The 26,927-nt window shown below is 50.9% G+C and carries 17 protein-coding genes; 5 read left to right on the forward strand and 12 right to left on the reverse strand.

Going from position 1 to position 26,927, the window contains the following annotated elements; all coding sequences use genetic code 11:
- Nucleotides 1–186: 186 nt before the first annotated feature.
- The 4 genes from ACQ4MZ_RS29805 to ACQ4MZ_RS29820 all read right to left on the reverse strand — a co-directional run bounded on the left by ACQ4MZ_RS29805 (nt 187) and on the right by ACQ4MZ_RS29820 (nt 6,278).
- The gene (locus ACQ4MZ_RS29805) at nt 187–2,613 is read right to left on the reverse strand and encodes an ABC transporter permease (protein WP_430851420.1); all 2,427 of its coding nucleotides are present in this window, start codon (nt 2,611–2,613) and stop codon (nt 187–189) included.
- Nucleotides 2,614–2,884: 271 nt separating this feature from the next.
- Entirely contained in the window at nt 2,885–4,951 is a 2,067-nt protein-coding gene (locus ACQ4MZ_RS29810) for a copper-translocating P-type ATPase (protein ID WP_430851422.1), read from the reverse strand.
- Nucleotides 4,952–5,167: 216 nt separating this feature from the next.
- The gene (locus ACQ4MZ_RS29815) at nt 5,168–5,545 is read right to left on the reverse strand and encodes a RidA family protein (RefSeq protein WP_430851424.1); all 378 of its coding nucleotides are present in this window, start codon (nt 5,543–5,545) and stop codon (nt 5,168–5,170) included.
- A gap of 40 nt (nt 5,546–5,585) precedes the next feature.
- Nucleotides 5,586–6,278 (reverse strand): NUDIX hydrolase, encoded by a 693-nt coding sequence (locus ACQ4MZ_RS29820; RefSeq protein WP_430851454.1) that lies wholly within the window; start codon nt 6,276–6,278, stop codon nt 5,586–5,588.
- A gap of 77 nt (nt 6,279–6,355) precedes the next feature.
- On the opposite strand from ACQ4MZ_RS29820, the gene ACQ4MZ_RS29825 reads away from it, so the two are divergent.
- Complete coding sequence (locus ACQ4MZ_RS29825; protein ID WP_430851426.1) at nt 6,356–7,978, forward strand: carboxylesterase/lipase family protein; 1,623 nt, start codon at nt 6,356–6,358, stop codon at nt 7,976–7,978.
- Between the two features lie 27 nt (nt 7,979–8,005).
- Here the strand turns inward: ACQ4MZ_RS29825 and ACQ4MZ_RS29830 are convergent, their stop codons facing one another.
- Nucleotides 8,006–8,656 (reverse strand): hypothetical protein, encoded by a 651-nt coding sequence (locus ACQ4MZ_RS29830; RefSeq protein ID WP_430851428.1) that lies wholly within the window; start codon nt 8,654–8,656, stop codon nt 8,006–8,008.
- 80 nt (nt 8,657–8,736) lie between these two features.
- Nucleotides 8,737–9,219 (reverse strand): CinA family protein, encoded by a 483-nt coding sequence (locus tag ACQ4MZ_RS29835; protein WP_430851430.1) that lies wholly within the window; start codon nt 9,217–9,219, stop codon nt 8,737–8,739.
- A gap of 194 nt (nt 9,220–9,413) precedes the next feature.
- Here ACQ4MZ_RS29835 and ACQ4MZ_RS29840 point away from each other — a divergent pair, with 194 nt between their 5' ends.
- Nucleotides 9,414–10,184 carry an SDR family NAD(P)-dependent oxidoreductase gene (locus ACQ4MZ_RS29840; RefSeq protein WP_430851432.1) on the forward strand — a complete coding sequence of 257 codons (771 nt, stop codon included), beginning with the start codon at nt 9,414–9,416 and terminating at the stop codon, nt 10,182–10,184.
- Between the two features lie 9 nt (nt 10,185–10,193).
- Here the strand turns inward: ACQ4MZ_RS29840 and ACQ4MZ_RS29845 are convergent, their stop codons facing one another.
- Nucleotides 10,194–12,293, reverse strand: coding sequence for an HRDC domain-containing protein (locus tag ACQ4MZ_RS29845; RefSeq protein ID WP_430851434.1), 2,100 nt, complete (start codon nt 12,291–12,293; stop codon nt 10,194–10,196).
- 75 nt (nt 12,294–12,368) lie between these two features.
- On the reverse strand, nt 12,369–12,830 hold the full coding sequence (locus tag ACQ4MZ_RS29850) for a hypothetical protein (RefSeq protein ID WP_430851436.1): 462 nt from the start codon (nt 12,828–12,830) through the stop codon (nt 12,369–12,371).
- 541 nt (nt 12,831–13,371) lie between these two features.
- Here ACQ4MZ_RS29850 and ACQ4MZ_RS29855 point away from each other — a divergent pair.
- The gene (locus ACQ4MZ_RS29855) at nt 13,372–13,764 is read left to right on the forward strand and encodes a hypothetical protein (RefSeq protein WP_430851438.1); all 393 of its coding nucleotides are present in this window, start codon (nt 13,372–13,374) and stop codon (nt 13,762–13,764) included.
- Nucleotides 13,765–13,852: 88 nt separating this feature from the next.
- On the opposite strand, the gene ACQ4MZ_RS29860 is transcribed toward ACQ4MZ_RS29855, so the two are convergent.
- The 4 genes from ACQ4MZ_RS29860 to ACQ4MZ_RS29875 form a co-directional block, all read right to left on the reverse strand.
- Nucleotides 13,853–16,138 (reverse strand): multicopper oxidase domain-containing protein, encoded by a 2,286-nt coding sequence (locus ACQ4MZ_RS29860; RefSeq protein WP_430851440.1) that lies wholly within the window; start codon nt 16,136–16,138, stop codon nt 13,853–13,855.
- A 76-nt stretch (nt 16,139–16,214) separates the two neighbouring features.
- Entirely contained in the window at nt 16,215–17,063 is an 849-nt protein-coding gene (locus ACQ4MZ_RS29865; RefSeq protein WP_430851442.1) for a DUF3347 domain-containing protein, read from the reverse strand.
- A gap of 121 nt (nt 17,064–17,184) precedes the next feature.
- Nucleotides 17,185–17,547 carry a hypothetical protein gene (locus ACQ4MZ_RS29870; RefSeq protein WP_430851444.1) on the reverse strand — a complete coding sequence of 121 codons (363 nt, stop codon included), beginning with the start codon at nt 17,545–17,547 and terminating at the stop codon, nt 17,185–17,187.
- Between the two features lie 328 nt (nt 17,548–17,875).
- On the reverse strand, nt 17,876–21,838 hold the full coding sequence (locus ACQ4MZ_RS29875; RefSeq protein ID WP_430851446.1) for a hybrid sensor histidine kinase/response regulator transcription factor: 3,963 nt from the start codon (nt 21,836–21,838) through the stop codon (nt 17,876–17,878).
- 236 nt (nt 21,839–22,074) lie between these two features.
- Between ACQ4MZ_RS29875 and ACQ4MZ_RS29880 the strand changes: the two genes are divergently transcribed.
- Both ACQ4MZ_RS29880 and ACQ4MZ_RS29885 read left to right on the forward strand, forming a co-directional pair.
- Nucleotides 22,075–25,086, forward strand: a complete 3,012-nt coding sequence (locus ACQ4MZ_RS29880) for a SusC/RagA family TonB-linked outer membrane protein (protein WP_430851448.1) — start codon at nt 22,075–22,077, stop codon at nt 25,084–25,086.
- Nucleotides 25,087–25,100: 14 nt separating this feature from the next.
- Nucleotides 25,101–26,828 (forward strand): RagB/SusD family nutrient uptake outer membrane protein, encoded by a 1,728-nt coding sequence (locus ACQ4MZ_RS29885; protein WP_430851450.1) that lies wholly within the window; start codon nt 25,101–25,103, stop codon nt 26,826–26,828.
- Nucleotides 26,829–26,927 lie beyond the last annotated feature (99 nt).

Genomic DNA, 26,927 nt, shown 5'->3' on the forward strand with positions numbered 1-26,927 from the left:
TGCGGATTGCGGGGATGTATTTTGCTTCAATGAATATATCCGAAACATGGCGCTTATGAAGTTACTAGTTGAAAAGATTGGCGGTGAGGCCGGTAAGCTGTCAACTAACCAGGAGGTGATCCCATCCGCGGTAGTTTTGTGTTATTCATGACGAATGCTGAAAGCATGGGTTAAGGCGCATGTAATTTACTCGCTCCGCAACGATTTGATGGGATCTAGCAATGCGGTGGCTATCGTTTTGCTTCCAATCGAAACGAGCACCATCAGGAGCATCGTAACAGCAGGGCCTGCAAACATGTAAAACGTGAGTTGGGTGCGAGTGGCATAATTGTCGAGCCATGCGTTGGCCAGAAAGTAAGTGAGCGGCAATCCAATCGTGGTGGCAAGGAGTATGAGCTTCAAAAAGTCTTTGGATAGCAGAACGACAAGGTTGCCCGTGGTTGCACCGATTACTTTCCTTATGCCAATCTCTTTTGTCCGTTTGGAAGCGGTGAATGTAGCCAGGCCAAATAGTCCCAGACAGGAAATTACAACGGCGATGATGGCAAGAAAACCAAAAACCTGGCGGAACCGGTCCTCAGTTTTGTACTGCTTGTCATATTCACTGTCCAGAAAGAAGTAAGTGAAGGGCGAATAGGGGAAGTTGGCTTCATAAGCCCGCTTCAGGGCAGCCAATTGGTCGCTTGGGTTGCCACCAGCAAACTTAACGCTGGCATAGTGGTCAAACTGCGGCGAATACAAGTGGATAATGGGAATATGGGGCACCTTCGGAGAATCGTAGTGATAGTTGGCTACTACGCCCCTGATCGTAGCCCGGTTTCCCCATAGATCGACCCGCTTGCCGATGGCTTCCTGCGGGGTTCTGATCTCCCATAGCCTGAGCGTTTCCATATTGACGATCAGTTGCCTGTCGGTCGTGTCCGGGAAACCCAGCCTGGTCGACCCGTCGAAATTTTTGCCAGCCAGCAGCCGGATGTCCATCTGATCGATAAATGCCGTATCGATGGCCGTAATATGGAAATTATAATACGTTTTTTTGATGGCGCCTGAAAGATTGACGCCCGTTGTTGTTCCCATCCCGGCCGTTCCCATTCCTGGCACAGTACCAGAAAACGAAACCGCTTTCACCTGCGACTGTTCGAGCAGCATTTGCCGGAAAGCATTGTAATCGTTCCGTCTATCGACTCCCGCGGGTGCCTTCACCACCAGCGTGTGGTCCATGTTGAGCCCCAGTTTCTGCACCCGCAGGTATTTCACCTGCCGGTAGACGACCACCGTCTGTACCAGCAAAATCAATGTCACGACAAACTGAAAAACGACCAGCGACTTACGCAGAAAAGCACCTTTGACAGAAGTCGAGAAATTACCTTTCAGCACCTTTACAGGCTCGAACGACGCGAGCACAATGGATGGATAAAATGCTGACAGTGTCACACTAAACAGGAGGAATGCTCCCGCACTTTTCCAGAAAAATACATCACCAAGCATGTGGAAATCTTTCGGCAGCCCGGTCATATTTATAAAGGCTGGTTCGAGAATTGCTACCATGCTGACGGCCAATACTCCGGCAAGCAGGTTGACGAAAACGGTTTCGACCAATACCTGCATCCTGATTTGGCGCTGGTTGGACCCAACGGCCTTTCTGACGCCGATTTCCCGGGCTCTGTCCAGTGCCTTCGCCGTGGTCAGGTTCACGTAATTGACCAGAGCGCCCAGCAGCACGAGCACCGCCACTCCCAGCAGCATGTACACCGCGTGCGGATCGCCGTTGGTTTCGGTTTCAAATGTTTTATGAGAGTAAAGATGTATGTCACTGATTTTCTGCGCGATCACCCGCTCGTTCTGGAATCGTTTTTCCTGCGAGAAACGATCGTTGAATTTTTCCAGCGATTTGACAAATCTTTCATGGGTTGTACCATCTGCGATTTGCAGGTAAGTGTAAGCGTTGTTGTTGTTCCAGTTATTTTCATCCTCGCCAAAGTCTGACAGCATCGTTGGGTAAGATATTACCATATCGAATTTCAAATGCGTATTAGCGGGGGAATCCGGGACTACTCCCGCTATTTCGAATAATACGTAGCCGTCTGATTTGGGAATTTTGATCGTTTTTCCGACGACGTCCAAGGTATTAAAATAGGTTAGCGCCATGGTTTTTGTCAGGATCGCTTCCCTTGGCTTGCCGAAAACGCCGCTTGCCTTACCGCGGAGCAGTGGATAGTTGAACATCCGAAAAAAAGAAGAATCGACCGCATACACATTGTCGAGCTGGTAATACCGGTCGCCAATCTGCACCGTGGAAAGACGGTTGCGTAACGGATAGGCCCGTGCGTAACTTTGCACCTCGCTCATTTCCCGCAATGCTTTGGCTGCAATCGGCGGATATGTTTCCGCATCCTGGGCATTGACGGTGCCGCCATTCAGGTAATCCATGGACAGCCGAACGACCCGGTCGGCCAGCGGATTGGCATTCTCGTAGCTTAATTCAAACCGCACATGTTGCGTGATCAGCAACGCTACCGCCAAGCCGGTAGCCAACCCAAATATGTTGATGAGCGAAAAGGTACCGTTCTTCCGAAGATTCCGCCAGGCAATAATGGTATAGTTCAGGAGCATAGGATGATAGTTTCAGTCGTAATGATTGACCTGCCTGGGTCACCGACAGTTTCAAAGTCTGTGGTAAAACAACTATACCTAAGCAGAAAGTCCTCAAATAGCGTGCTGGAACCCTTTTTGAATTTTATGCGTGTTCGAAATCGGACATGAGAGTTCGCTATTGAGCGCTGATCGTCGATTCAAGCCCATGGAGCATTCTGCTTTGCGCTAAGCTCCCAAGTTGTCTTGAATCTTCGCAGAGCGGGCTGTACCCGTACTGCGAAGATCCGGGCTATTGGGGCGTTACCCGCAGAAGTTTTGCGTTGATCGCCACGACAATCGTGGATGCGCTCATCAGCACGGCCCCCATTGCAGGGCTTAGCATGAAGGATGGGTATAGCACACCGGCAGCCAAAGGAATGGCAATCACGTTGTAGCCGATTGCCCAGGCCAGGTTCTGCACCATTTTTCTGTAAGTGGCCCTTCCGAAGGTGATCATCTGAACGACGTCCATCGGGTCGCTGTCAACCAGGATAATGTCGGCTGTTTCAGCTGCGACGTCGGTCCCCGAGCCCACTGCTATACCTACATCCGCCTGGGCAAGGGCTGGCGCATCATTGACGCCATCGCCGGTCATGGCAACTATCTCTCCCTTGCGTTGAAATTCCTTGACTTTGTCTTGCTTCTCGTGGGGCAGCACATTCGCCAGGTAGCCGTCCATATTCAATTTTTGGCTGACCGCCTCCGCAATTTTCTGATTGTCTCCGGTTAGAAGAAAGGATTTGATATTCATCTTTTTAAGCTCCGCGATGGCTTGCGCGGCGGTCTCCCGAATGCTGTCGGCGAAAGTAATCAAGCCAATCAGGTCTCCATCAATCAGAATGAAGTTCACCGTATCCGTGGCCTGGTCGACTTCTTCGGGAATGGCGGGCATGGGCTTATTCTCCTGCTTGAAATAGTTGGGCCCTGCGGCGATCACCTTTTTACCATTCACTACGCCAGTTACACCAATGCCTTGCATGTAGGTAAAATCGGTAGATTTCCAGAGTTCCAGGTTCTTTTGTTTTAACCCCCTGATAACCCCATGAGCAATGTGGTGCTCGGAGTTCTGCTGTATTGCGGCGGCATACTGCAGGATTTCGTCGGGTGAAACCTTATTGCCGACGGGGATAATCTGCTGTATTTCATGTGAGCCTTTAGTAAGCGTGCCGGTTTTATCGAAAATGATCGTGGTGAGCTTGCGGGCATTCTCAAATGCGGTACGGTTCCTGATTAACAGGCCATGCGTTGCCGAAAGCGTCGTTGATATCGCAATGACCAGCGGAATGGCCACGCCTAATGCGTGCGGGCAGGAAGTTACCATGACGGTGACCATCCTTTCCAGGGCGAATGCCAGATCCTGCCCGCCCGTATACCAAACGATGAAGGTAACCACGCCCACCGTGATGGAAATCAGTGTCAGCCAACCGGCCACTTTATCGGCCAGGTTCTGGGTATTCGATTTGGCACCCTGGGCAGTCTTAACCATGTTGATGACCTTATTGAGATAGCTGTCATCGCCCGCTCCTGTTACCTGGATTTTTAAAACCCCATCACCATTAATTGCACCGCCGATTACCTTGTCGTCCTTCTGCTTCTGAACAGGAATACTCTCGCCGGTGAGCATGCTTTCGTTCACGTAGGAACTGCCTTCGAAAACAAATCCATCCGCTGCGACTTTTTCACCGGGTTTAACGAGTAAAATATCTCCTTTGCGAAGGTCTTTCAATGCAATATCAGTTACCTGATTATCCTTCTCAACGTGAACTACCGATGGAAGCAGTGCCACCAGAGATTCCAGGGCCTGTGAGGCGGCCATCTGCGATTTCATTTCCAGCCAATGGCCAACAAGCATGATGTCGATCAACGTGGCAAGCTCCCAGAAAAAGTCCATCCCTTCGAGCCCGAACACGACGGCTACGCTGTAAACATAAGCGGTAGTAATGGCTACGGCAACGAGCGTCATCATGCCCGGACTTTTGCTTTTCAATTCGCCTGCCAGGCCGGTAAGAAATGGCCACCCGCCATAAAAATAGATAATGGTGCTCAGCGCCATCAATACATACTGATCGCCGGAAAACCGCCAGTGAAAGCCTGCCCACTCCTGAATCATATGGGATAACAAGAGTATGGGTACGGTAATGATCAGGCAAATCCAGAACCGTTTCAGAAAGTCTGCCGTATGGTGGCCCGCATGCTTATCATGTCCGCCATGCCCGTCGTCGTGCCTTGCGTGATCGTGATGCGCGTGAGCGGAGGCCTTCATTGAGTGCGCGTGCTCCTGCTTGTCGGGGTGGTTACTGTGGTGGTGATGTTCCATGCCATTGCATTTAAATCCTATCTATACAAGGATGTAGGCCATGCAAGTACCAACATTATCAGCAGGTTATTCTACATAATTTCTAACATCCTTTACATAATTATTGGATTGGCTGATAAGGGGAGGGGAAATCAGTCATGTGATTGCATTTGCCGCTCCCCTTAGCCACTACGTAGTTACTAATTCTCGCGTTAATCACTGATCAAGGAATGCGCCTTAACTAGCTTTCAGTTCTAAACTCGCAATGGTAGTTAACTCGACGCGCGCCTGTTTAGGCAAACCGGCCACGGCGATGCATGTGCGGGTGGGATAGCGGTCGGTGAAATAGGTTTGATACACGGCGTTCAGCTGATCGAAATACCTCATGTCGGTCAAGTATACGGTAACACTGACAATGTGGTTGAATGTCAGCCCGTACTCGTTCAGTATGGTCTCGATATTTGTAAACACCTGCCTGGTCTCATCCTCGAACGAGGAAGTTACCAGCTGTCCGCCGGCGGAGCCGATCTGACCCGAAATGAACAAGAACCCGTTGGATACCAAAGCTTTTGAAATCGGTACTGCCGGTGCAGAAGCCTTTTCGATTGTACTCATGTGATAGATTGTTATGGATATGAATGGAGTTTGTTTCGCTTTACTTGAAGCTGTATAGGTAAGGAGCCATATGTGCCTTCCCAGAAAAATGCTTCTCGTGGCGGGTTAATACGTCTGCTGCGAGCATCTTTCGCTGAAAAGTGGTCCTCCGGAGTTTGGTGCCCAAAATGGCTTCGTATACATTTTGAAGTTCATTCATGGTGAATTTCCTGGGAAGCAGGTTTCCGCCCACTAATTTTCTGTCCAGATTGTCCCGCAAGGTCCGGATGGCTTTTTCAACAATATGCCGATGATCCAGGATGAGCTCTGGAAGCTCATTCACCGGGTACCACTCACAGGAATCGGAAAGCGCGTCGGGTCTTGGCGTCACGTCTTCGTAATTGATCAACGCGTAGTATGCCACCGAAATAAACCGGTCCAGCATCCATTGGTATCCGTCATCGGGTGAAATACCGTTGGCTTCGAGCAAGGTACGCATGACTTCAGGGTTAAAACGGCTGAAATCGCCGAATGTATAAAACTGTTCGAGGTATATGTCTGTCAGCCCCGTCCGCTCATTCAAACCGCGAAGTACAGCGTCATTCAGGTTCTCCTGTAATTGTACAAACCCGCCCGGCAGGGCAAACAGGCCGGTATTATGATACTCCATAATCAGGATTTTTAGGTCACCTTCCGAAAACCCAAAGATCACGGAATCGTAAGCAATATGGGGTAAATAGGCCGTATTGGGCATTTTGAATATTTTCTTCAAAAATAGTTAGCACTTCTGATAATTACCAATTACTATTGTCACAAACTGAGACAATAAGAATGAAAACTTTCTTCTTCCTGGCGGCACTTCTGCTGTGCTGCGTGAGTAACACCGGCCTGTTCGCACAGGGCAACAATGGATTTGCCGTGCAGGCAAAAGTTGAAAATGGCACTATTGAGGGCCTGTACGACACCAAAACCGGCCTGCAATATTATCTGGGAGTTCCCTTTGCCAAACCGCCGGTGGGCGAGCTGCGATGGAAGGCCCCCCAGGCGCTCAACAACTGGACGGGCGTAAAGCAAACGAAGGCTTTCGGACCCCGTGCCATACAAGCTCCCGTATTCGGCGACATGGGTTTCCGCTCGAACGGGATCAGCGAAGATTGCTTGTACCTGAATGTATGGACCCCTGCTAAACGCAACACAACCGGACTTCCCGTTTTGGTCTATTTCTACGGCGGCGGATTCGTTGCCGGGGATGGCTCCGAGCCTCGTTATGACGGCGCAGCCATGGCCAGGAAGGGAATCGTTGTGGTTACGGTCAACTATCGATTGGGATTATTCGGATTCTTTGCCCACCCGGAGTTAAGCAAAGAGGCTTCCTACAAAGCATCGGGGAATTATGGTTTGCTGGATCAGGCTTTTGCACTGAAATGGGTGAACAAAAACATCGCAGCATTTGGCGGGGACCCTAAGAAGGTGACCATTGCCGGCGAGTCGGCCGGGTCGGTTTCGGTGAGTGCCCAAATGGCTTCGCCACTGTCGAAGAACCTGATAGCCGGAGCAATTGGTGAAAGCGGCTCAGGGATGGGCGCATTATCGGCGGTACCATTGGCCGAGGCTGAAAAAATCGGGGCCGATTTTGCTCAAAAGGCCGGATACACCTCCCTGGCCCAACTCAGGGCAGCCAGTACCCGCGAGCTGTACGAGGCATACACGGAATCCAAACGTTTCGGTTTTCCTTCCGTGATCGATGGCTATTTTCTTCCAAAGCCTATGCTTGAAATCTTCAAAGCCAAAGAGCAGGCGCAAGTTCCATTACTGGTGGGCTGGAACTCTGCCGAGATTCCGGGAACTGCTTTTACACAAGGCCCTATCAATGAAGAGAATTTGGTCAAGAAGGTAAAAGAGGCTTATCCGAATGACTGGGAAGAGGTGTTGAAAGTGTATCCGCACAGCAATGCAAAAGAAGTTGAATGGGCTGCTACAAATCTGGCTTCCGATCGGTTCATCGTTTACAGCACCTGGAAGTGGTTTGATGTACATCGGAAAAACAGCAATCAGCCCGTGTACCGTTACCTGTACAGTAAACTGCGCCCGCCTTTGGTGGACAAAAACCTGACGCCCGGCCTGGCCGGCGGCGTCCAGCAGGGCGGCAATAAAATGCCAGAACCCATTGGTGCACCGCATGCCTGCGAGATCGAATATTGTATGGGGAACCTGGACCTGGTTAAAGACTACGCCTGGACACCGGATGATTACAAAGTATCGGAAACGATGCTGAATTACTTCGCCAACTTTATCATCAAAGGAAATCCAAATGGCGATAAACTTCCAGAATGGCAGGCGTCACAGCCTAACGATGCGACGCCGCCGGTAATGATTCTGAATACGGAATCGAAAGCGGTAAAATACGATGATGCCCGGTATCTGTTCCTGGATCGAAATAACAAGAGTAACTAGGCGAAAGAGCTGTTTCCCGGAGGGCATCTATCTGTCGTCGGAATACGTAGCGTTGATCGGCAGATAGTAAGCCTCCGAGCGGTCTCTTACAAGGGCATAGTTATACGGGGGATCGGCGAGCGTCTGATAAGTAACCGGATTCTGTATCGATACCATCGTTGGTTGGCCCTGCAACAGGCCATCCAGCGTTGAGTACGTCAGTCGCGAAAATACCAGACTTGTTTCACCAATGGCCATATTGAGTTGCGGAGCAGGATAATACCGGTTTGGCCAGAGCACACTGGGATCGTCCGGTTCACCTCCCGCCACCGACTCACTGATCCAGTAGCCTGCCGGCGTTGCAAATGCAGGACGGGCAATCCGTTTTACGTGCAGCCTGATTTTGTATACGAGTGTTGCGGTAGTCGTGCCTGTACGGTCGTAAGAAAAAGCCGTTGTGGTGAGCAGGTGTACATTGTGATTGCCGGGTGTCAGTGCGGCATAAACGTCGGTATTGGAACTGCCCCTCATAACATCGATCTGAACGATCTCAAATTCGCAAGGATAGAGCCTCGGCGTTCCGTTTATGCGCAAACAATCAGGTTGTTCGGGCCCTCCCGGGTTAGAATGGTCCGTACAGGACAGGGCGACTACCACTAATAAGATGGAGAGGCCGGCAAGGGTTTTTTGTAAAGTCATTTCACGGATGTTAAAGTGGTGAGTGTATTATGTTGAAATTCAGTGTATTGTTGGCTGTAATTTAAACAAAATAATAACACTCATATCGTTTCCACCTCTTGCATAATCGTCTTCGCAGCCAGGTCAGCCGCGAGCAAGACGATCTGCTCTGGAGTTCCCTCGAATACCTTTCGGATAGCGATCGACCGCTCTTTGATCAGAATATGAATAAAAATGGTCCCGACAGGCTTTTGGGGTGTTTCACTTCCACCTGGTGTTGTAAGCCCGGTCACCGCCACCTGAAGATCGGAACTGATCAAGTCGCGCAGGCGGAAGGCAAGCTCTCTGGTTACCTCTTCGGATTCAGGGGTAAACTGCTGAATCAGGCCGGGATCAATTCCTAAAACACATTCTTTCACTTGTGCATCGTAGCAAACAAGCCCGCCTTTCAGCATTCCGCCCGAATCCGGGCACAACGAAAATTCGGAAGCAAGACGTCCGGCAGTCGCGCTTTCAGCGAAAGCAATGGTTAGTCCACGGTCTTTTAACGTTTTACCGCAATCGAGTATAAGCTTCGAGGGCATAAATGACGATCGTTAAGTTGGTCGAATGCCTGGCTTGGTTTTAGTGCAGGCAAATTGTCAAACATAAAAAATGTGCCATTATCCATTGCAAAATAGTATCGCCTGGAAGGTTGATGGTTCGTTCAGCGATGTGTTTGTAAATGCGGAGTCTATGTCTTTGTTTAATTTAAGATGTTATAAATCAGTTAGATAATATGGATGGAAAGCTCTCTGAAAGTCTCAGTCTAAAGGGAAAAACTGCCCTGATCACAGGATCCAGTCAGGGAATCGGCGAGGGTATAGCACTGGCTTTCGCCGAGTACGGCGCTGATGTAATTCTACATTACCGCGAGGATCGGGATCAGGTGGAAGACGTGCTGGCTGAGATTGGAAAGTTCGGGGTAAAAAGCGCGGTAGCCCGTGCTGATTTCTCCAAAACGGGAAGTGTCGCATCCATCGAAAAGCAGCTGGGCAAAAAAGTGAAACCGGATATCCTGGTCATCAATGCGTCCATGCAGATTGCAAAACCCTGGGAGCAGATCACGCAGCGCGACTTCGATATCCAGATGAATGTCAATGTGAAATCGACGATGCTGCTGATACAGCGGTTTTCGCCTTCGATGATCCAAAAGGGTTGGGGACGCATTATCACGATCGGGAGTGTCCAGCAAGTAAAGCCGCATCCCGCTATGCTGGTGTATGCGGCCAGCAAAGCTGCCGTGCTCAATATGGTCCAGAACCTGGCCATGCAGCTGGCCGACAAGGGAGTGACGGTCAACAACCTCGCGCCCGGCGTGATTGACACACCCCGTATTCAGGAGCCGGTGCCCAAGGTTGAAGAACGCATCACGAAAAGGCAGGAAACGCCGCTGGGAACAGTAGGAGAGCCTCTCGACTGTGCCGCGATGGCCGTCCTTTTAGCCTCGGACGCAGGAAAGTTCATTACCGGCCAGAATATTTTCGTCGACGGCGGAATGAGCTTGTGACGCAAACCGCTAAAAAAGCTGGGCAGCCCCATTGTTGGCCAGGACGATACGGATAATGTCCTGACCGAAGTCGGAGGCCCTGGCTTGTCCGAAATTTTTGATTTGTGATAACTGGGTCAATGTATGGGGCATCTTGTCGGCTACCCGTGCCAGCACGGAATCCGATACAATCGTGTACGGCTGCGTGTTTCGTTGTTCGGCGAAATGGGCCCGCCATTCAACGAGTTTGTCGAAGAGTGCTTCATTGATGGGCTGCTTCTTGCGACTGGCGGCAGATTTTGTTTCCCCCACGCCAGATTGATATTGGCTTAGCGCCCTTTCGGCCGTCAGAACCAGTTCATCCAGGCTTTGAGCCTCTGATAATCTTAGAAAGATGCCCGCTTTCAGCGCGAGGCAATACCTTAGTCGCGCCGCGGGTAGGTGAAAATCCGGATCCGGTGCGCGCTGATCCCATTGGGAAAGCAGATGGTTTACTTCCCGCTCCGTTTCGCCGAGTTTGGAAAAGAAATAACCAGTGGCTTTGGTTAACCTTTCGGGCAGCGCTTCGGAACTCGGCTTCTCTGTCGAATTCAGGAGAGCCAGTAGTTCTTGCCTGCGAAAACGGATACCGACCCTGACCAGATCGGCATTAATCAGACTGGATATTGTATTAGTCCCTTGTCCGGCAGACCCATTGTCCCGATCATTTTCCCTGATAAATCCTAAAACCTGCTCCCAGTATTCTGCGAGAATCGTAAAGTCAAAGAGATCCAGCACCGTCTCCCGCAGACAATGAAGGTGCAGTGCGGCCAGGCGGGAATCGTCGTAGGCATTAATAGAGGCGTTTTGCATGAAGGCTTTCACGGCAGGCGCTACCATCACATTCGCGGCGCTGATAGGTTGAAGTAATACCAGGCCTTCCAGCGATCGGCACCGGCTTAGAGCAACATACACCTGTCCGGGTGCAAATGCGGTACGTACGTCGACAACCAGCTTGTCAAAGGTCAGACCCTGACTTTTATGAATGGTTACCGCCCAGGACAATCTCAAAGGCAGCTGCGTAAATGTTCCCGCAGTCGATTCACTGATTTTACCTTCGGTCTCAGACAAGGCGTATTTCACATTCTGCCAGATTTCAGGGACTACGACAAAGTCAGAGCCGTCGTCCAAAAAGGTGACGTGCACACGCCCGTTCCCGATATGCGTGACCCGCGCCGCGCGCCCGTTGTAATATTGTTTCTTTCCCGAGCTGTCGTTTTTGACAAACATCACATAAGCCCCTTCTTTAAGGACAAGCTCCTTTTCCGCCGGATACGCCTCCGCAGGAAAGTCGGCCGAAATAGTGGCGCTGAAAACGTGTTCTGGGCTTTGCAATGCGTCGAGGCGCTGCTGGTTGATCTCTTTGACCTTGTTGTTGTGGGTGGAAAGGGTAACGTAGTCGGATAGGTCAAAGTCCGGCTGGGGAATATACCGTTCGTTTAGCGCGGACAGCGTGTTTTCAGTAACCTTACCATCCCTGACATTGTTGAGGATGTCGATAAAAACCGGGTCGCTCTGACGGTAAACACGGGATAACTCAAAGGTGAGAAAGCCGGACGCGCTCCACACGAGGCTGTCGAAGAAATAAGGGCTTCTATAAAGAGAACTTAACATCTCCCAGTCGTTGTTCGCCACGGGCGGCAACTGGTAAGGATCGCCGATCATCAGCAGCTGAACGCCGCCGAAAGGCCTCGCGGAGGCCCTCACGACCCGGAGTAGTGCGTCGAGGTAGTCGAACGTGTCCGCCCGCACCATACTGATCTCATCGATGATCAGCAGCTGCATTCGCCGAAGCATTTTTTCTTTCTCCGGATTTACAGATCGGATGGCCGGCTGAGCGGCAGTCTTCCCGCGAATGCCGGGCATTAAAGGACCCAGCGGAACCTGGAAAAATGAATGGATGGTAACGCCGCCCGCATTAATGGCTGCCACGGCCGTCGGGGCAACGACGACCATCTCTTTGGCCAGGTTGAGGCGGATATGTTGCAGAAAGGTTGTTTTACCTGTGCCCGCCCTTCCGGTCAGAAAAATAGGCTTGTCGGTCTGCGTCAGGTAATTCAGGATGGTTTGATGATGAAGATCGAGTTGCATGCTGGTTTTTTACCGCAAATTAACCGGAATCCAGAATGCATTTGAATCGTCGTCCTATTTTATTAGCTGCCAGTCTTAAAAGGAAGCGTAGCCATGTTCCTTTGCCGGCTGTATTTTTTCCGAGTGCATCAGGAGGTCATCGGTCATTTTGACCATCTGCTTCCTATGCTGGTGGATAATTTGGGTGTTGATATTGGAATCTTCGGCCAGATCGAGCAATATACCATATTCAGTGATGATCTGCCGGTGGGCAATCGCGATGCTTTCGAGGGTTGTCTGAATGTCCCGCCCGGTGGCGGCGGTGATGCTTCCCGCACTATCGGGACGAAACCTGTCGGCCATGCAGCACCGAAGGCCGTCATAGAAGTTAGCCATCTCCTTTTTCAACAGTGAGCAAATCATGTAATCCCGGCTCAACAACGTTCTGAGTTGAAACGGAATCTCCTCGCGCATCGCAGCTGTCAGTACCAGTTGCTGGGTTTTATAAAGACGCCAGATCTTTACAACCTGTTTCACAATCGCTTTCACGTTTTCCATGATCAGTTGATGTTTACATGAATAAGTAATATCTGTCTGACTCACCACTGAGGGGACGGAATAAGTAATGGTTGATTGAATGTATCTACAATCCGCCGGGATTCCAAGATTCTATATCCAATAATCGTGCCTTTATTAGAATTATTCTATTAATTTATTTAACATTTTGAATTTTATTTCAAGGATTATTCCAATTTCAAATCGTCAGGCCGAACCCCGTCGACAGGAATCGACGGTAGTGTTTCAAACACCGCTTTCCATCGGATGCGCTGCATTGTTTGTAACCGAAATCCTTCGTACTCAATGAACTCCGGTTACTACTCTATGAATCCTTGATTTTACTCTATGAACGAGCGTTTTTCTGGATAAGTGTCTTATTTTCTGTTGTTTAAAGTCCGATTGGGTTGATCTGTCGCTGTTCTGTGCCTATCCGTCGAATCCGTTTTGGGAGGCGAAACCGGGTGCTTAACATTGTATCGGAAGCCGGCAGCAATGACGCTGCCGACAAACGTTAAACAATCATATTTAAACATAGGTAACCATGAAAACGCTCATCGCATCCCTCTTCCTCACAGCTTCTCTCGCCTTCTCTTCCTTAGGTTATGCGCAATCGGAAACGGCGGTTTCCAACCCTACCGCCGAAGAAGTTGAAACCCGGTTTTGGGTCGTAACCACAGCCAATGGAAAAATCGAAGTGAATGTCATTAAAGCTGAAAGAGAGGTATCCGTAAATGTCCTGGATCAATTCGGGCATACATTGGCATCTAAGGTTATTGACAAAGACGATGTCGCCACCCGCACCAAATTTGATCTGAGCCAGCTGCCGGACGGTTCTTACAAGGTGGTCCTGATCGACGGAAAACACAAGGAGGTGAAAAACATCGAGTTGAATACCCGGTCGGTAGAGGCTCAGCGGGTTGTTTCCCTGGGATAATACACCAGGTAAAAGCTCCATATCCCGCCCTCCCGACCCGGTATTGCGCGTGTCCCCGGAGGGCGGGAGTGAGTTTTTGAAGGAGATATCAATAGTTTAGCGTTAGCCCGAGCCCGAATCCCATGTCACTGTCGTAATGCGCGGTGGCACCGATGTTCCGGGTAAAAATGTACCGGAGGGCCGCCATGTATTCTTTATCGGTATTGACCATCAGGTTCATTCGCAGACGGCGCGAGACGGGTATGTCCATTCTTTCCAGTTGAAAGCGGACATTGCCGTCGGTGAAAATCTCTGCCTGAGCCGTCACCAGCATCGGCAGCACATAGTTTACACCGGCGCTGAACAGCGCTCTCCGGTCTTTGGTATTCCGCTGACCGAACAGGTTGCTCTCCACTTCGTCCATTCCCATTTTGCGGTACCGCCAGTCGAAGCCAATAAAGGGCATTAGCCACTGCATTCTGCCGATATACCGGCCCAGGTGCGTTTCCACCTCGTAGCCATGGTGGTCGTTATAGCCCAGCCGCCATTCCGAACCAATGCTCCAGCGTGTGTTTTGTACCATCGCCTGGCCGTCGTTCCCGTTGGTGGCAAAGTCGTTTTCCGCCATGAAGTGAAACATCCGGTCGTCGGCGAACAACTTGCGCCGCGCTAGCCTCGGGTTGGGTATTTCGGGATTGGCGGGCGAATTCTCATAGGAGAAGATCCCGCCCATTCCGCTCATCATGTGATACAGAATATGGCAGTGGAAAAACCAGTCCCCGCTTTCGGTAGCAGCAAATTCCAGGGTGTCCGTTTCCATGGGCATAATGTCGATCACATTTTTCAACGGCGCATTGGCTCCCTGGCCGTTGAGTACCCTGAAATCGTGCCCGTGAAGGTGCATCGGGTGCCGCATCATGGAATTGTTGTAGATGATCATCCGGATGTTCTCGCCCTTTCTGATCAGGATCTTGTCCCGTTCCGAAACCACCTTGTTGTCCATGCTCCATACGTAACGGTTCATGTTCCCGGTAAGCGTGAAGCGCAGCTCTTTCACTGGCGCATCTTTGCGGATCGAAGTCGGCTCCGGTGATTTGAGCATGGCGTAGTTCAACGTGGTGATCGACGACAATGCATTACTGTTATACATATTGGCATGGCCATCGCCGCTATTCATATCCGATTTGTCTATCTGTGTATTGCCCGTGCCGGGTTCCTTCTTTCTGCTTTTCTGAGGGCCTGTGATTTCCGGGTACATGACCACATTCATGTCCATCTGGTTCAGGCTCATTTTCATGCCCATATCGTCCAGGTTACCGTCCATTTTCATCATCCCGTTCATCATTTTCATCCCTTCGAAATATTTGAGCCGGGGCAATGGCGACGCGAGTTGTCTTACACCTTCCCCCAGATACAACGAGGCCGATTTGGTACGGTCTTCCGAGGTAGCCAAAAATTCGTAGGCGACCGGCGCGGCACCCGGTTTGACATCCGGAATGGTAACAATCACGTCGTACGTTTCCGAAACGGCAATGATCAGCCTGTCTACTTCCACGGGCTCGACATCGTTGCCGTCCGTAGCGACCACGGTCATTTTTCCGCCCGCGTACGTGAGCCAGAAATACGTAGAAGCCCCTCCGTTGGAAATTCTGAGACGAACCTTGTCGCCGGGTTTGAACTGGGAAAGCTGGCTTTCATTCTTTCCATTGATCAAAAAACGGTCGTAATACACGTCACTGACGTCCATCGCTGTCATCCGTTTCCATTCATTTCCTATTTTGGTTTTGAAATAACCCTGCGCGATCGCCTCCGAGTAGCTCTGCGTCGCGCCCTTTTTAATGGCAAACCAGTCGCTGGCATTGTGCAGCATCCGGTGTACATTATTCGGGTTCATGTCCGTCCATTCGCTGAGGATAATAGGCACGGTCGGTATGGCCGGTTCTTGTTTTTTGTTAAGGATCATGGAGCCGTACATGCCGATCTGCTCCTGCAATTCGGTATGGCTGTGGTACCAGTGCGTTCCGTTCTGAATAATGGCAAAGCGGTATAAATGTGTCGTATGCGGCTTGATGGGCATTTGCGTGAGGTTAGGTACGCCGTCGTATTGGTTGGGAAGGAACAACCCGTGCCAATGGAGCGAGGTTTCTTCATCAAGCTCGTTGTGTACGTAGATTTCTGCGGTGTCGCCTTCCGTAAATGTCAGGGTAGGCATGGGGATTTGTCCATTCACCGCGATGGCTCTTTTGAGTGTACCTGTGAAATTGACGATAGTATCTTGTACATATAAGTCGTATCGTACGATCTTCTGAGCGAACAGTCTGTGGGAAAAAACAGAGAGGAAAGCCGCCCATAATATAACAGGCGTTATCCACGGGATTTTTTGAAAATCCTTCATAAAAGGTGCGTTGATTAAGGAAGAGAATGCTGTCCCGCAAGCGTCGGTGTACAACGCTTGCCGGGACAACCTTCGACTATTTGAGCGTTTCGGTGGTTTTGCCGCAATTCAGCATCTGGGCACCATAGTAGGGATTTTTGATGGCGGGTATTCGGCTGAGCCAGTTCGCCCCTTTCCCTTCTTTGGCCATCGGGCAATGCTGGTAGTACACCGGCTCCGCAGGTTTCGCCGCCTTGATCACCTTATACATATTCTCCGAAAGCGATGAGAAATGGTCTCTCTGGTGGCCCACATCTTTGGTCTCAGAAATGTGGTCCGCATCGAAATCCAGGTCTTTCATCACTTTCATCCATACATTGTGCTGCTCGTGGCCGAGCTCGTTCATCTTCACTTCCTTGATCGCTTTAACCAGGCTGGCCGCCTTCAAAGAGGCTGCATTGCCGTCCGAAGCTACCAATGCGTCTTTGATCCCATAGTAGGCTTCCAGCACCGGTTTCAGCGGATCGGCTTCGGCGGGTTGGGCTGCGGCATTGCCCGTCGCATAGTGTTCGTGTGCAGCTGGTTTTACATCAGCGGGTTCGCTTTTACCTGTGCGTTCGTACCGGCAGCATGCTTCCAGTTCGGCATAAGCCTTGTCAGGCGCGAGGTAAGTCTGATTATCGAAACCGGCCAATGCGATCTTTTTCAGGATGGCGTCCAGTGAAGTCTTTTTGCTGTCGTAGGTGACGGAGGCAACCTTCGTTTCCTGGTTCCAGTTCGCTTCGGAAATGTTCTTTTCGAAAGCGGCCGATTCGATACGCGCTTTGCACAACGCACAGGAACCGTTCACTTTTACATTTTCAGTCACTGCGTTTTTGATCGCCGCCTGCGACAGCGCGGCGGATAGCAATAATACCACTGCCATCCATATTTTTATTGATTTCATCGGAAATAGGTTTAAGCTGTTAAAAAGTTTTAATGATCCCGGGAAAGCAGGTGAGCAATCCCGGACAGGCATACCTGTGGCAGGCACTCCTGTGGCAGGCATACCTGTGGCTGTACGGAGCCTAGCAGCTTATATTGGGAGGCAACCAGAGGGCTAGATAGACGGGCTTGGGAATGGCCTGCCGGAAAAACCAGCAAATATTATTACCCACTGCATCAAATGGCTTTTCGAAGAGATCGAGGGCCTGAGCTTTCTCTGCAAGAGACGTAGCAGGGTGTGCACAGTCGCAGCCCGACTCGCCACAGTGATGCATGCATTGTTTGCAATGACCCGATTGATGATGGGTGTGGCAGTTGTTGCGGCGAGGTTGTGCGTGCCTGATCTCTTTTTTAACGAAGGCGTGTTTGCTACCGCATGCGTAACCCGGCCGGCCCGAAACGAGCAGGCAGAAGATCGTGAGCACCAGTAATATGCAACCTTTCATGAGCAGGACAGACAGCTTTCAACGCTGCAAAGATCACCGTTTGTCTGCCAAATTTTCTACATAATTTTTCTCGTGTTTTACATAGTTATGGGATCCGGAAGTGTCTGGAGCCCCACTGTCAATGATTGTTATCGTAGACAAAAACCAACGGTAGCATTCATTTTTAATAAAAACCATGGCAATACTTCCTCGTCCGTCGTCCTCGGTCTTAAATGAGGGACGATTCGTTGTCACGATGTCAAAGCGCTCGAACCTATGGACCACACTCGATTTTGTCAACCCAAACCGGGAAATGATATTGCCGGTAAATCTTTCACTCATTCAAAACTTACAACGCATTCACATAGCCGGAAGGACTTACGCCGAATTGTTTCTGGAAATCGCGTGAGAAGTTGGTCGGTACGCTGTACCCCACCATGTCCGCCACCTCATTGATCTTGTAATTCTTCTCCGCCAGCAGCTCAGCTGCTTTTTTGAGGCGCGAAAGATTGATCAGTTCGTTGGGCGTCATGTCGGAAATCCCCTTGATCTTCCGGTAGAGCGTAGGGCGGCTCATATTCATTTTGGAAGAAAGCATATCCACGTCCAGGTCGCTGTCGGCGATGTGGGCTGTGATAATGGCATTGAGCTGTTCAAGGAAATCCTTGTCCGCGCGCGAGAATGCAATACCCTTAATGTGCGTAAGCGGCGAGCGGGCGAAGTAGTCCTTGATAATGTCGCGGTTTTGCAACAGGTTACTGATTTGCGCCGACAAATGATCGAGCGAGAACGGTTTTTCGATATAGGCATCCGCACCCACTTCCAGTCCTTCGATTTTCGAGCTGATCGAGTTTTTGGCGGTTAACAGGATAATCGGAATGTGGCTGAAACGGACGTCGTTTTTCATTTCGCGGCATAATGCAATGCCGTCCATCACAGGCATCATAATGTCGCTGATCACCAGGTGGATATTTTCTTCCTGCAAGAGATCAATAGCCTGCCGCCCGTCGGCGGCCCTGAAAATGTTGTATTCCAGCGCCAGTTCACGACCCAGATACCCCAGGATTTCGGTATTGTCTTCTACCAGCAGCACATTCGGTTTGTTGGGGTTCGCTTGCCCGGTTGTCTGAGCGTTTTCGACCTCCGCAGGCCCTTCGGTGTCCTTGTTCAAATCCAATTCATAATCCTGGTGAATGGGGATCGAAAGCAGGAAAGTGTTCTGGTCGAGCTCGGAGCGTTTCAGTTCGAGCGTTCCCTTGTGCAGTTCTGCGAGGGAGCGCGCGAGCGGGAGGCCGATGCCCGTTCCTTGTTCCTTGCTGTTGCCCTGGGCGCGGTAGAACGGTTCAAAAATGCGGTCGCGGTCGTCATAGACGATTAATGGGCCATCGTTAGTGAACTCGATGTGAAATAGCAGGTCGTCGCTGTTGAACGGCGAAAGCTTCACTTTGACGCTGCTTTCAGCATATTTGATGGCATTATTCAAGAGATTACTCGTGATCTTCTTACAAGCCTCTTCGTCCACAAACGCCTGCAAGGTAATGCGCGGCAGTTCGAGCTTGTATTGCAGCTGCTTTTGCTCGGCGGCCGGACGGAACGTGGAGAAAACGTCGCTCAGCAGGTCGTTAATGTCGGTTTTGGTAAAATTAAGGCTATAATTATTGGCCTCGGCCTTGCGGAAGTCGAGGAGCTGGTTGGTCAGATCAATCAGTCGGGAGGTGTTTTTATCAATCATATTCAAGCTCTCAATCATTTCGGGATCCGATTTCCTGCTCGCCAGCAGCTTGTCGAGCGGCATTTTGATCAGTGTCAGCGGCGTGCGTATCTCATGCGCCACATTGGTGAAAAAGTCGATCTTGGCATTATAAATCTCCCGCTCTTTCCCCATTTCGATCGTCTCGATCTGTCGCCGGCTTTTCTCATGGAGGGCGAGAAAATAGTAACGGAAAATCACCACAATAATACTCACTACCACCGCTACATAAAACAGCCAGGCCCAGCCGGTGGCCCAAACAGGCGGCAGAATGGTGATGCGCAGCCTGGTTTCGCGGTTGTTCCAAAGGCCGTCGTTGTTGGCCCCGCGGATTTTTAAGGTATAATCGCCCGGCGGCAGTTTCGAAAAATGGATGCGCCGGTTACCATGGAACGGCACCCATTCTTTGGCCAGGCCTTCGAGCTGGTACTGGTAGGAGTTCTGTTCGGGAATGACATAACTCAGCACCGCCACATCGAAACTCAGGCTGGAACTCTGGTAAGGCAGGGTAAGCTCGTCGGCGTACATGATCGACTGTTTCAGCGGCGCGTCCTCCTGCCGTATATCGAAATCGCGGTTATTGACCTGCAACCGGGTAATGTAAACCGGTGGTACGAATGCGTTCCGCAGCAATTCGGAGGGCTTGAAGCCCACCATACCCGCCACAGTGCCGAAATACAGCGTGCCGTCCGTGTCCTTGTACGAGGAGTTGTAGTTGAACTGGTCGGTAGGAAGGCCGTTGCCCATGTGGAAGTTGGTAAAACGGTCGGTGCGGCCGTCGAGTTTCGCGAGCCCGCGCGACGTGGTGATCCAGAAATTACCCGCATTGTCTTCCAGGATACGGAAAACCTGGTTATCGGGCAGGCCGTCGGTCTTGCGGTAGTTCCGGAATTGGCCCGTTTGAGGATTATAGCGTGAAAGGCCGTGCTCGGTGCAGAGCCAGATGCTCTTGTCGGAGCTTTGGTAAATGCTGTTGACGTAATTGTCGGGCAGGCTGCCGGGGCGGTTGGTACTATATTCTAAATGCCCCTTTTTCTGTGTTTTCGGATTGAAATACCGGACTCCGCCGCCGTAGCTCGCCGCCCAGATTGTCCCCTCATCGTCCTCGTGAATACTCTGGACTTGCCCATTGAAGAACGGCAGCCGTGTGAAATCGTCGGTGTCACGGTTGTAGCGGCAAAGGCCTCCCCATGTGCCCACAAGAATATCGCCGGAGCGCGTTTTATAGATGGTTACAATAAAATTGCTGCTCAGCGACCTGGGGCTGGATGTCAGGTTATAATGCCGGACGACCCGCTCAGTGCGCAAGTCCATCACATCGAGGCCGTGCTCGTAGGTGCCTATCCAAAGCTCGTCGCCGTCGACGACCATTCCGTGCAGGTTGCGATAAGAAATACTTCCCGACCGGCCATCGGACAGGAATGCTTTAAAATGGCCTGTCCGGGTGTCGAGGCGGTTGAGACCCGCATCCTCGGTACCGATCCACAAATAGCCGTTTTTGTCCCTGGTAATCTCGTGTACAATGCTGCCGCTGATGCTGTTACCGGGTTTCGGGAAAAACTTGCGGAAGTTGTTGAACTGGGTCGAGTAGTAATTGATGCCGCCAAACTGCGTCGTAATCCATATCCCTCCCTCGCGGTCGCGCAGGATGGAGTTGACGATATTGTCGGTAATGGAGTAGCGGTTGAATTGCTCACGCACAATGTGCTGTGAGCGGCCCGAGATCAGGTCCAGAATGTACAGCCCCGATTCGGAGCCCAGCCAGAACTCGCGGTCGCTTTTCTGGAAAATGGTGTGCACCTGAACGTCCCCCTCCGGCAAATGGGCGGCTGTGAGGTTACGGATCTGTTTTTTGGCAAAATTTAGCAGCAGCACCTTCTTCATCGTCCCGATCAGCAATGCCGTATCGCCCACTGCGTGCACGGTAGTGGAGCCGTAAATATCCCTGACGCCTGACATTTCTCCCAGGTCGAACGCCTCGAAACGGCCGGTATCCTGCTGGTAATGTCGCACCACGCCATTGTTGCACGCCACCCACACCTCCCCGGCCGGCGATACATGCAGCGAAACCGGCTGGTCGTTGCCGAGGCTGATGCGCGCCACGCGACCCGTTCGGACATGATAGCGGTATAATGTGCGGTCGGAGATGATCCAGATGTTGCCATTGCGGTCGCCGCGGATTTCGAGCACTTCGCCGGCAGGGATCAGTTTGAACGGATCGAAGCGGTCGGCGACGGGATCGTATCGGTACACGCCCCGGTGCGTGCCTACCCACAGTTTCTCGGAGGTATCTTCGTATAATGCAAAAATGGAATTGCTGCCGATGCTCAGCGAATCGCCGGCAATACTCTGGAAAACCCGGAAACTATGGCCATCGAAGCGGTTGAGGCCATTGCGGCTCGCAAACCACATAAAGCCTTTTTTGTCCTGAACCATCTCGCCTACGGCATTCCCCGAAAGGCCGTCGGAAACCTGGTAATTCCTGAAATAGAACGGGATATCCTGCGCAATAGCCTGTGTGGCAACAGAGAGGAAAAGCAGGATGGAAACAAGTATTCTCACCAATTTAAGCTACATAAAAAAACACGACCCGACACAACCATTATGTAAAGATATCCACTAAAATCTTAGTTAAATCATAAAAATCAGGGGTGAGACATTTTGATTCAAAATTGAGACAAAACGATCATCCCGTTATCTGGTAAACCCTGAACTTCGCAGCAGTCTTAATTAATCCAATATTATAGTTAAAAAGTAACAACGCTGCGGAGCCTTTCACCTAACTATCCTTCATGAAAATGAAATTATACAAATCTACCGGCCAGGGCAGACGCCTGTTGCCGGTCGGGCATTCCCTGGCACGGGCAGTTGCCTGGCTGGGCTGTCTGCTGCTGATACTTTCGGCCTGGCAAGCCAGCGCGCAAAATGCCGTGCAAATTTCGGGTAAAATTTTGGATTCCAGGGACGTGTTGCCAGGGGTAGCGATTCTTGAAAAAGGAACCAATAACGGGACTGTCTCGGAGCCCGATGGAACATTTAAGCTGCAAGTGAGTAATGCCAATGCCACGCTGGTGATTTCCAATGTGGGCTATGTAACCCAGGAAATACCCCTGGCCGGCAAAACTTACCTGGAAGTTAATCTGGCGGAAGACCAGAAAACCCTGAACGAAGTGGTCGTGATCGGCTACGGCTCATTGAATAAAAAAGAGGTTTCCAGTGCCATTACGCACCTTTCGGGCAAGGACCTGCTTCGGGTGGGTGGTAACAATCCGCTGATGGCCATCCAGGGCAAAGTAGCAGGACTTTCGGTGACCAACACGGCTGCCGCCGATCCAAACTCTTCGCCCAACATTCAGTTGCGCGGGGCGTCGTCACGCAGCGCGGGCCTTGGGCCACTATTTGTGATTAACGGTGTGCCGGGCGGTAATATCGACAACATTAACCAGAATGAGATCGAGTCGATCGACGTCCTGAAAGGTGGAGCCGCATCGGCTATTTACGGTACGCGGGGCAGCAACGGGGTGATCGTGATCACGACCAAAAAGGGCTCGGAAACCTCGCGTATATTTTATGACGGTTACACGACATTCGATTGGGCCACCAACCAGCTGGAAGTGCATTCGAAAGACGATTTCCTCGCACACAAGCGCGGGGTCGACTTCGGCGGTAACACCAACTGGATGAACGAGGTGAAGCGCAATCCGTCCTTTTCGCATAAGCATACGCTCCAATTTTCGGGAGGTAACGGCAAAACCAACTATTTCACTTCCCTCGATTACCGCGATGCGAACGGTCTTGACTTGCGTTCGAGCAAGCGGGAATATGGCGGAAGGATCAATATCAACCACAAGACGGCCAATAACCTCGTCGAACTGGCATTTACCGCTGCGCCGCGCTATACCAAAAACAGCGATGCCGATTACAGCGGTTTTAATTACGCACTGACCCTGAACCCGACGCTCTCTGTGCGCGACTCAGCCGGCAAGTATGCCTATCTGACATCCGGATTTTTTGCCAACAACCCGGTTGAAGTCGCGAAGGGCGTCAAATCGGACCGGGAGTACAAGCTCCTGGATATGAATGGGTCAGCGAAGATCAATATCCTCGAAAACCTGAATACGGTGGTGACGATCGGTGAAGTGAACTCTTCGATGCGAAGGTATTTGTTTACGCCTTCGACGCTGACGACCGTTATCAATGGCAGCAAACGCAATACAGGCGAGCAGATTTTGGAGGAAAACGACCAGAAAAGCTTCGAGTGGATCGGTAACTATTACCTGGACCTGAACAAGCATTCCGTGAAACTGCTCGGAGGATACTCGTTTCAGTATTTCACATCGTCGGGTTTCAATGCGAAAAACGAGAATTTTCCTTCCAATGTATTGACCTATAATAATCTGGGCAGCGGTTTGTGGAACTTGCAGCAGGGGATCAACAATGTGGGCTCTTACAAAAACACTTCTAAACTGATCGCGTTCTTCGGTCGTTTGAACTACGATTTCGACCAGAAATATTACCTGTCGGCCAGCTTGCGCCGCGAGGGTTCCTCAAAATTCGGTTTTTCCAACAAATGGGGCTACTTCCCAGCAGCTTCCGTGGCCTGGCGTGCGACCCAGGAGAGTTTCCTGAAAGACATTCCCTGGCTGAACGAGCTGAAAGTGCGTGCGGATTACGGCGAGACGGGTAACCAGGATTTCGGTAATTATCTTTCGCTTGATACCTACGGCGGCTATGGGTATTACCTATATAATGGCATCAACTACCAGGTGTGGGGCCCGAGCCAGAACACCAACTACGATTTGCGGTGGGAAAAGGCGGCTAACTTCAATGCCGGTCTGGATTTTGAGCTTTTCGGCAGCAAGATTTCCGGTAGCCTGAACTATTATATCCGTACCAACCGCGATTTGTTAGGTAATTACAATGTATCCAACCCGCCGAACATTCAGGGACAGACTTTTGCGAACGTGGGTACCATGCGTAACACCGGCATAGAGTTGCAATTGAATGCCTCGGTACTTCATAAAGGTGATTTTTCTTATGATCTGGGTTTCACAGGCGCTTATAACAACAACAAGTTCGTTTCATTTTCCAATGCGCTTTTCAAAGGGCAGAAATATGTGGATGTAGTTGGCATGCCGGCTCCGGGTAGCCCGGGTACATTGCAGCGCTTGCAGGAAGATACCCGCATCGGCAGCTTCTATGCGCTCAAATCGGCCGGAGTGAACGAGCAGGGCGCATTGCTGGTGTACAACAAAAAGGGGGAAGTAATACCGGGTAACCAGGCGACGAATGACGACAAGCAGTTTGTTGGAAACGGGCTGCCGAAGTTTACAATGGGTCTTTCCAACAGTTTCAAATACAAAAAATGGGACCTGAGCGTGTTCCTGCGCGGTGCGTTCGGCTATAAGTTGTTCAATACCTATGCATTTTACCTGGGAACGCCTGCGACACAGGAGAATGCCAATGTGCTGAAATCAGCTTATGACGGCAGTAAGTACTCGAAACTGACAAGCCCTTCGACCTATTCGACGCTGTCGGATTACTTCCTGGAACCAGGCGGTTTCCTGAAAGTGGATAACGTGACGCTAAGCTATACCCAACCGGTTCAGACGAAATTCCTGCAATCGGTGCGCATTTACGCGACTACCCGTAACCTGGCGACTTTCACGAAGTTCACCGGCGGCGATCCCGACCTGATCAACGTGAACGGCCTGTACCCTGGTGTGAATAAAAACCCGGATAACAACGGTACGCTCGATTACTACCCGTCGACCACCCAATTGTTGCTGGGTGTTCAGCTTACCTTCTAACATTTTGAAATACAATGAAAAGCATTAATATATTGAAAAGCACATCCAGAATCGGTGCTGGCATGCTGTTACTGGCTACGGTGGGCTGTACAAATTTGGACGAGGAACTTTACGACAGGATCACCTCCGATAACTTCCTTCAAACGCGTGAAGACGTGACCCGCGACTTCCTGCGTGCATTCGAACACAGCTATTGGAGCATCCAGGGTGGTAACACGTTTATGTTGCAGGAAAACAGCTCCGATGAGATTATGACTCCCAACCGTCAGGGCGACTGGTTCGACGGCGGGCAGTTCCAGCGCGTGCATTATCATACCTGGACGCCTAATGACGGCTTCACGGCAGATCCGTGGAATGCATTGTACGGCGGCGTGACCCTGGCGACCAACTCCCTGGAAGATTTGCAGGGAATCAAAGACCCTTCCAAATTCGACATGACCCAGGCGGAGCTCGATGGCATGATCGCCGAGTTGCGCACGCTCCGCGCGTGGTTGAACATTCGCCTGCTCGATTTCTATCGGAACATCGTGATCGTGACGAAGGTGAAAGGCGAAACCACCGGCGGACCGCAGGTGACTCCCCAGGAGGCATTCGCATTCATCGAGCAGGAGCTGAAAGAGTCGCTGCCGAAACTGCCGACCGTACAAAGTCTTGGAGCGAATGCGGTAGGTCGCTGGACACAGGGCGGGGCGGTATCTTTGCTGGTGCGGCTGTATCTCAATTCGAAAGTGTACACTGGTACCGACCGTTTTGCCGACTGCGCGAAGCTCTGCCAGGAAATGATCGACGGTAAATATGGTACTTATGCCCTCGAATCGCGCTGGGACGCACCATTCGATTATAACAATGCGACTTCCAAAGAAACGGTATTCGGTTTTCCGGGTAGTTTCGGGCTTACGCATTGGCAATATGATGGCGGAATGTATTTCTGGATGCTGCCCAACCTGGCGCCGAGTTATTTCGGATTCACTGATTTTGGGAATGCCAATCCTAAATATGCCATGCAGCCCGGCCTCGACGTCGACGGAAAGGAATATCCGCATGCATTGGGCAAGCCATTCGTGAAGTTCCAGAAGTACCCGGATGATGTTCGCTTGAAAAAGTACAAAAACCTGGGCAACAGCAAGCGCGAGGGAATGTTCCTGCATGGCTACCTGACCTATACCAATTCGGCCGGCAAGCCCGACACCGTCCGCGGTTTCAAAGGACCATACGCATTGTATTTCCGTGACCAGGTAGGCAAGTTTCTCGATGCGAAACCGGGTACACCGATCGCCGACAAGACGTCGAACATGAACAATGCGGATAACAACTCGGGTATTTTCCCGGTAAAGTACCCGTTCTATCCGAGCGACGATGCAAACAAGATCTCGTCGGCCTATGCAGAGATCCGTTTCGCGGAAATCTACTATTCACTGGCAGAATGTAAATACCGGGCAGGTGACAAAGCAGGTGCCGCCGCATTGCTGAATGCTGTCCGCAAACGCAACTATCCGGCTGGTTCACCAAGCTTATACAAAGCCGACGGCAGCCAGCTTACCGACCAGGAAATGCTTGATGAATGGGGTCGCGAATTCCTCGTAGAAGGCCGTCGCCGCACGGATATGATCCGCTGGGGCGTGTTCAACAAAGGTACCTGGTGGGACAAAACCCCGGACGCTGACAATCATACTGAAATATTCCCGATCGGACAAACGGTACTGAACTCGTCGCCGCAACTCAAACAAAATCCCGGCTATTAATCAATCGATTGGTGATTAATTCGCGCTTGATATCCAATCGATTCCCGTCGACTTAAGTCGACGGCTAGAAATTATACGATTGAATTTTAATCAATTCCC

Origin of the sequence: Dyadobacter sp. BHUBP1 (assembly GCF_050587785.1) — a bacterium.
Lineage (GTDB): Bacteria > Bacteroidota > Bacteroidia > Cytophagales > Spirosomataceae > Dyadobacter.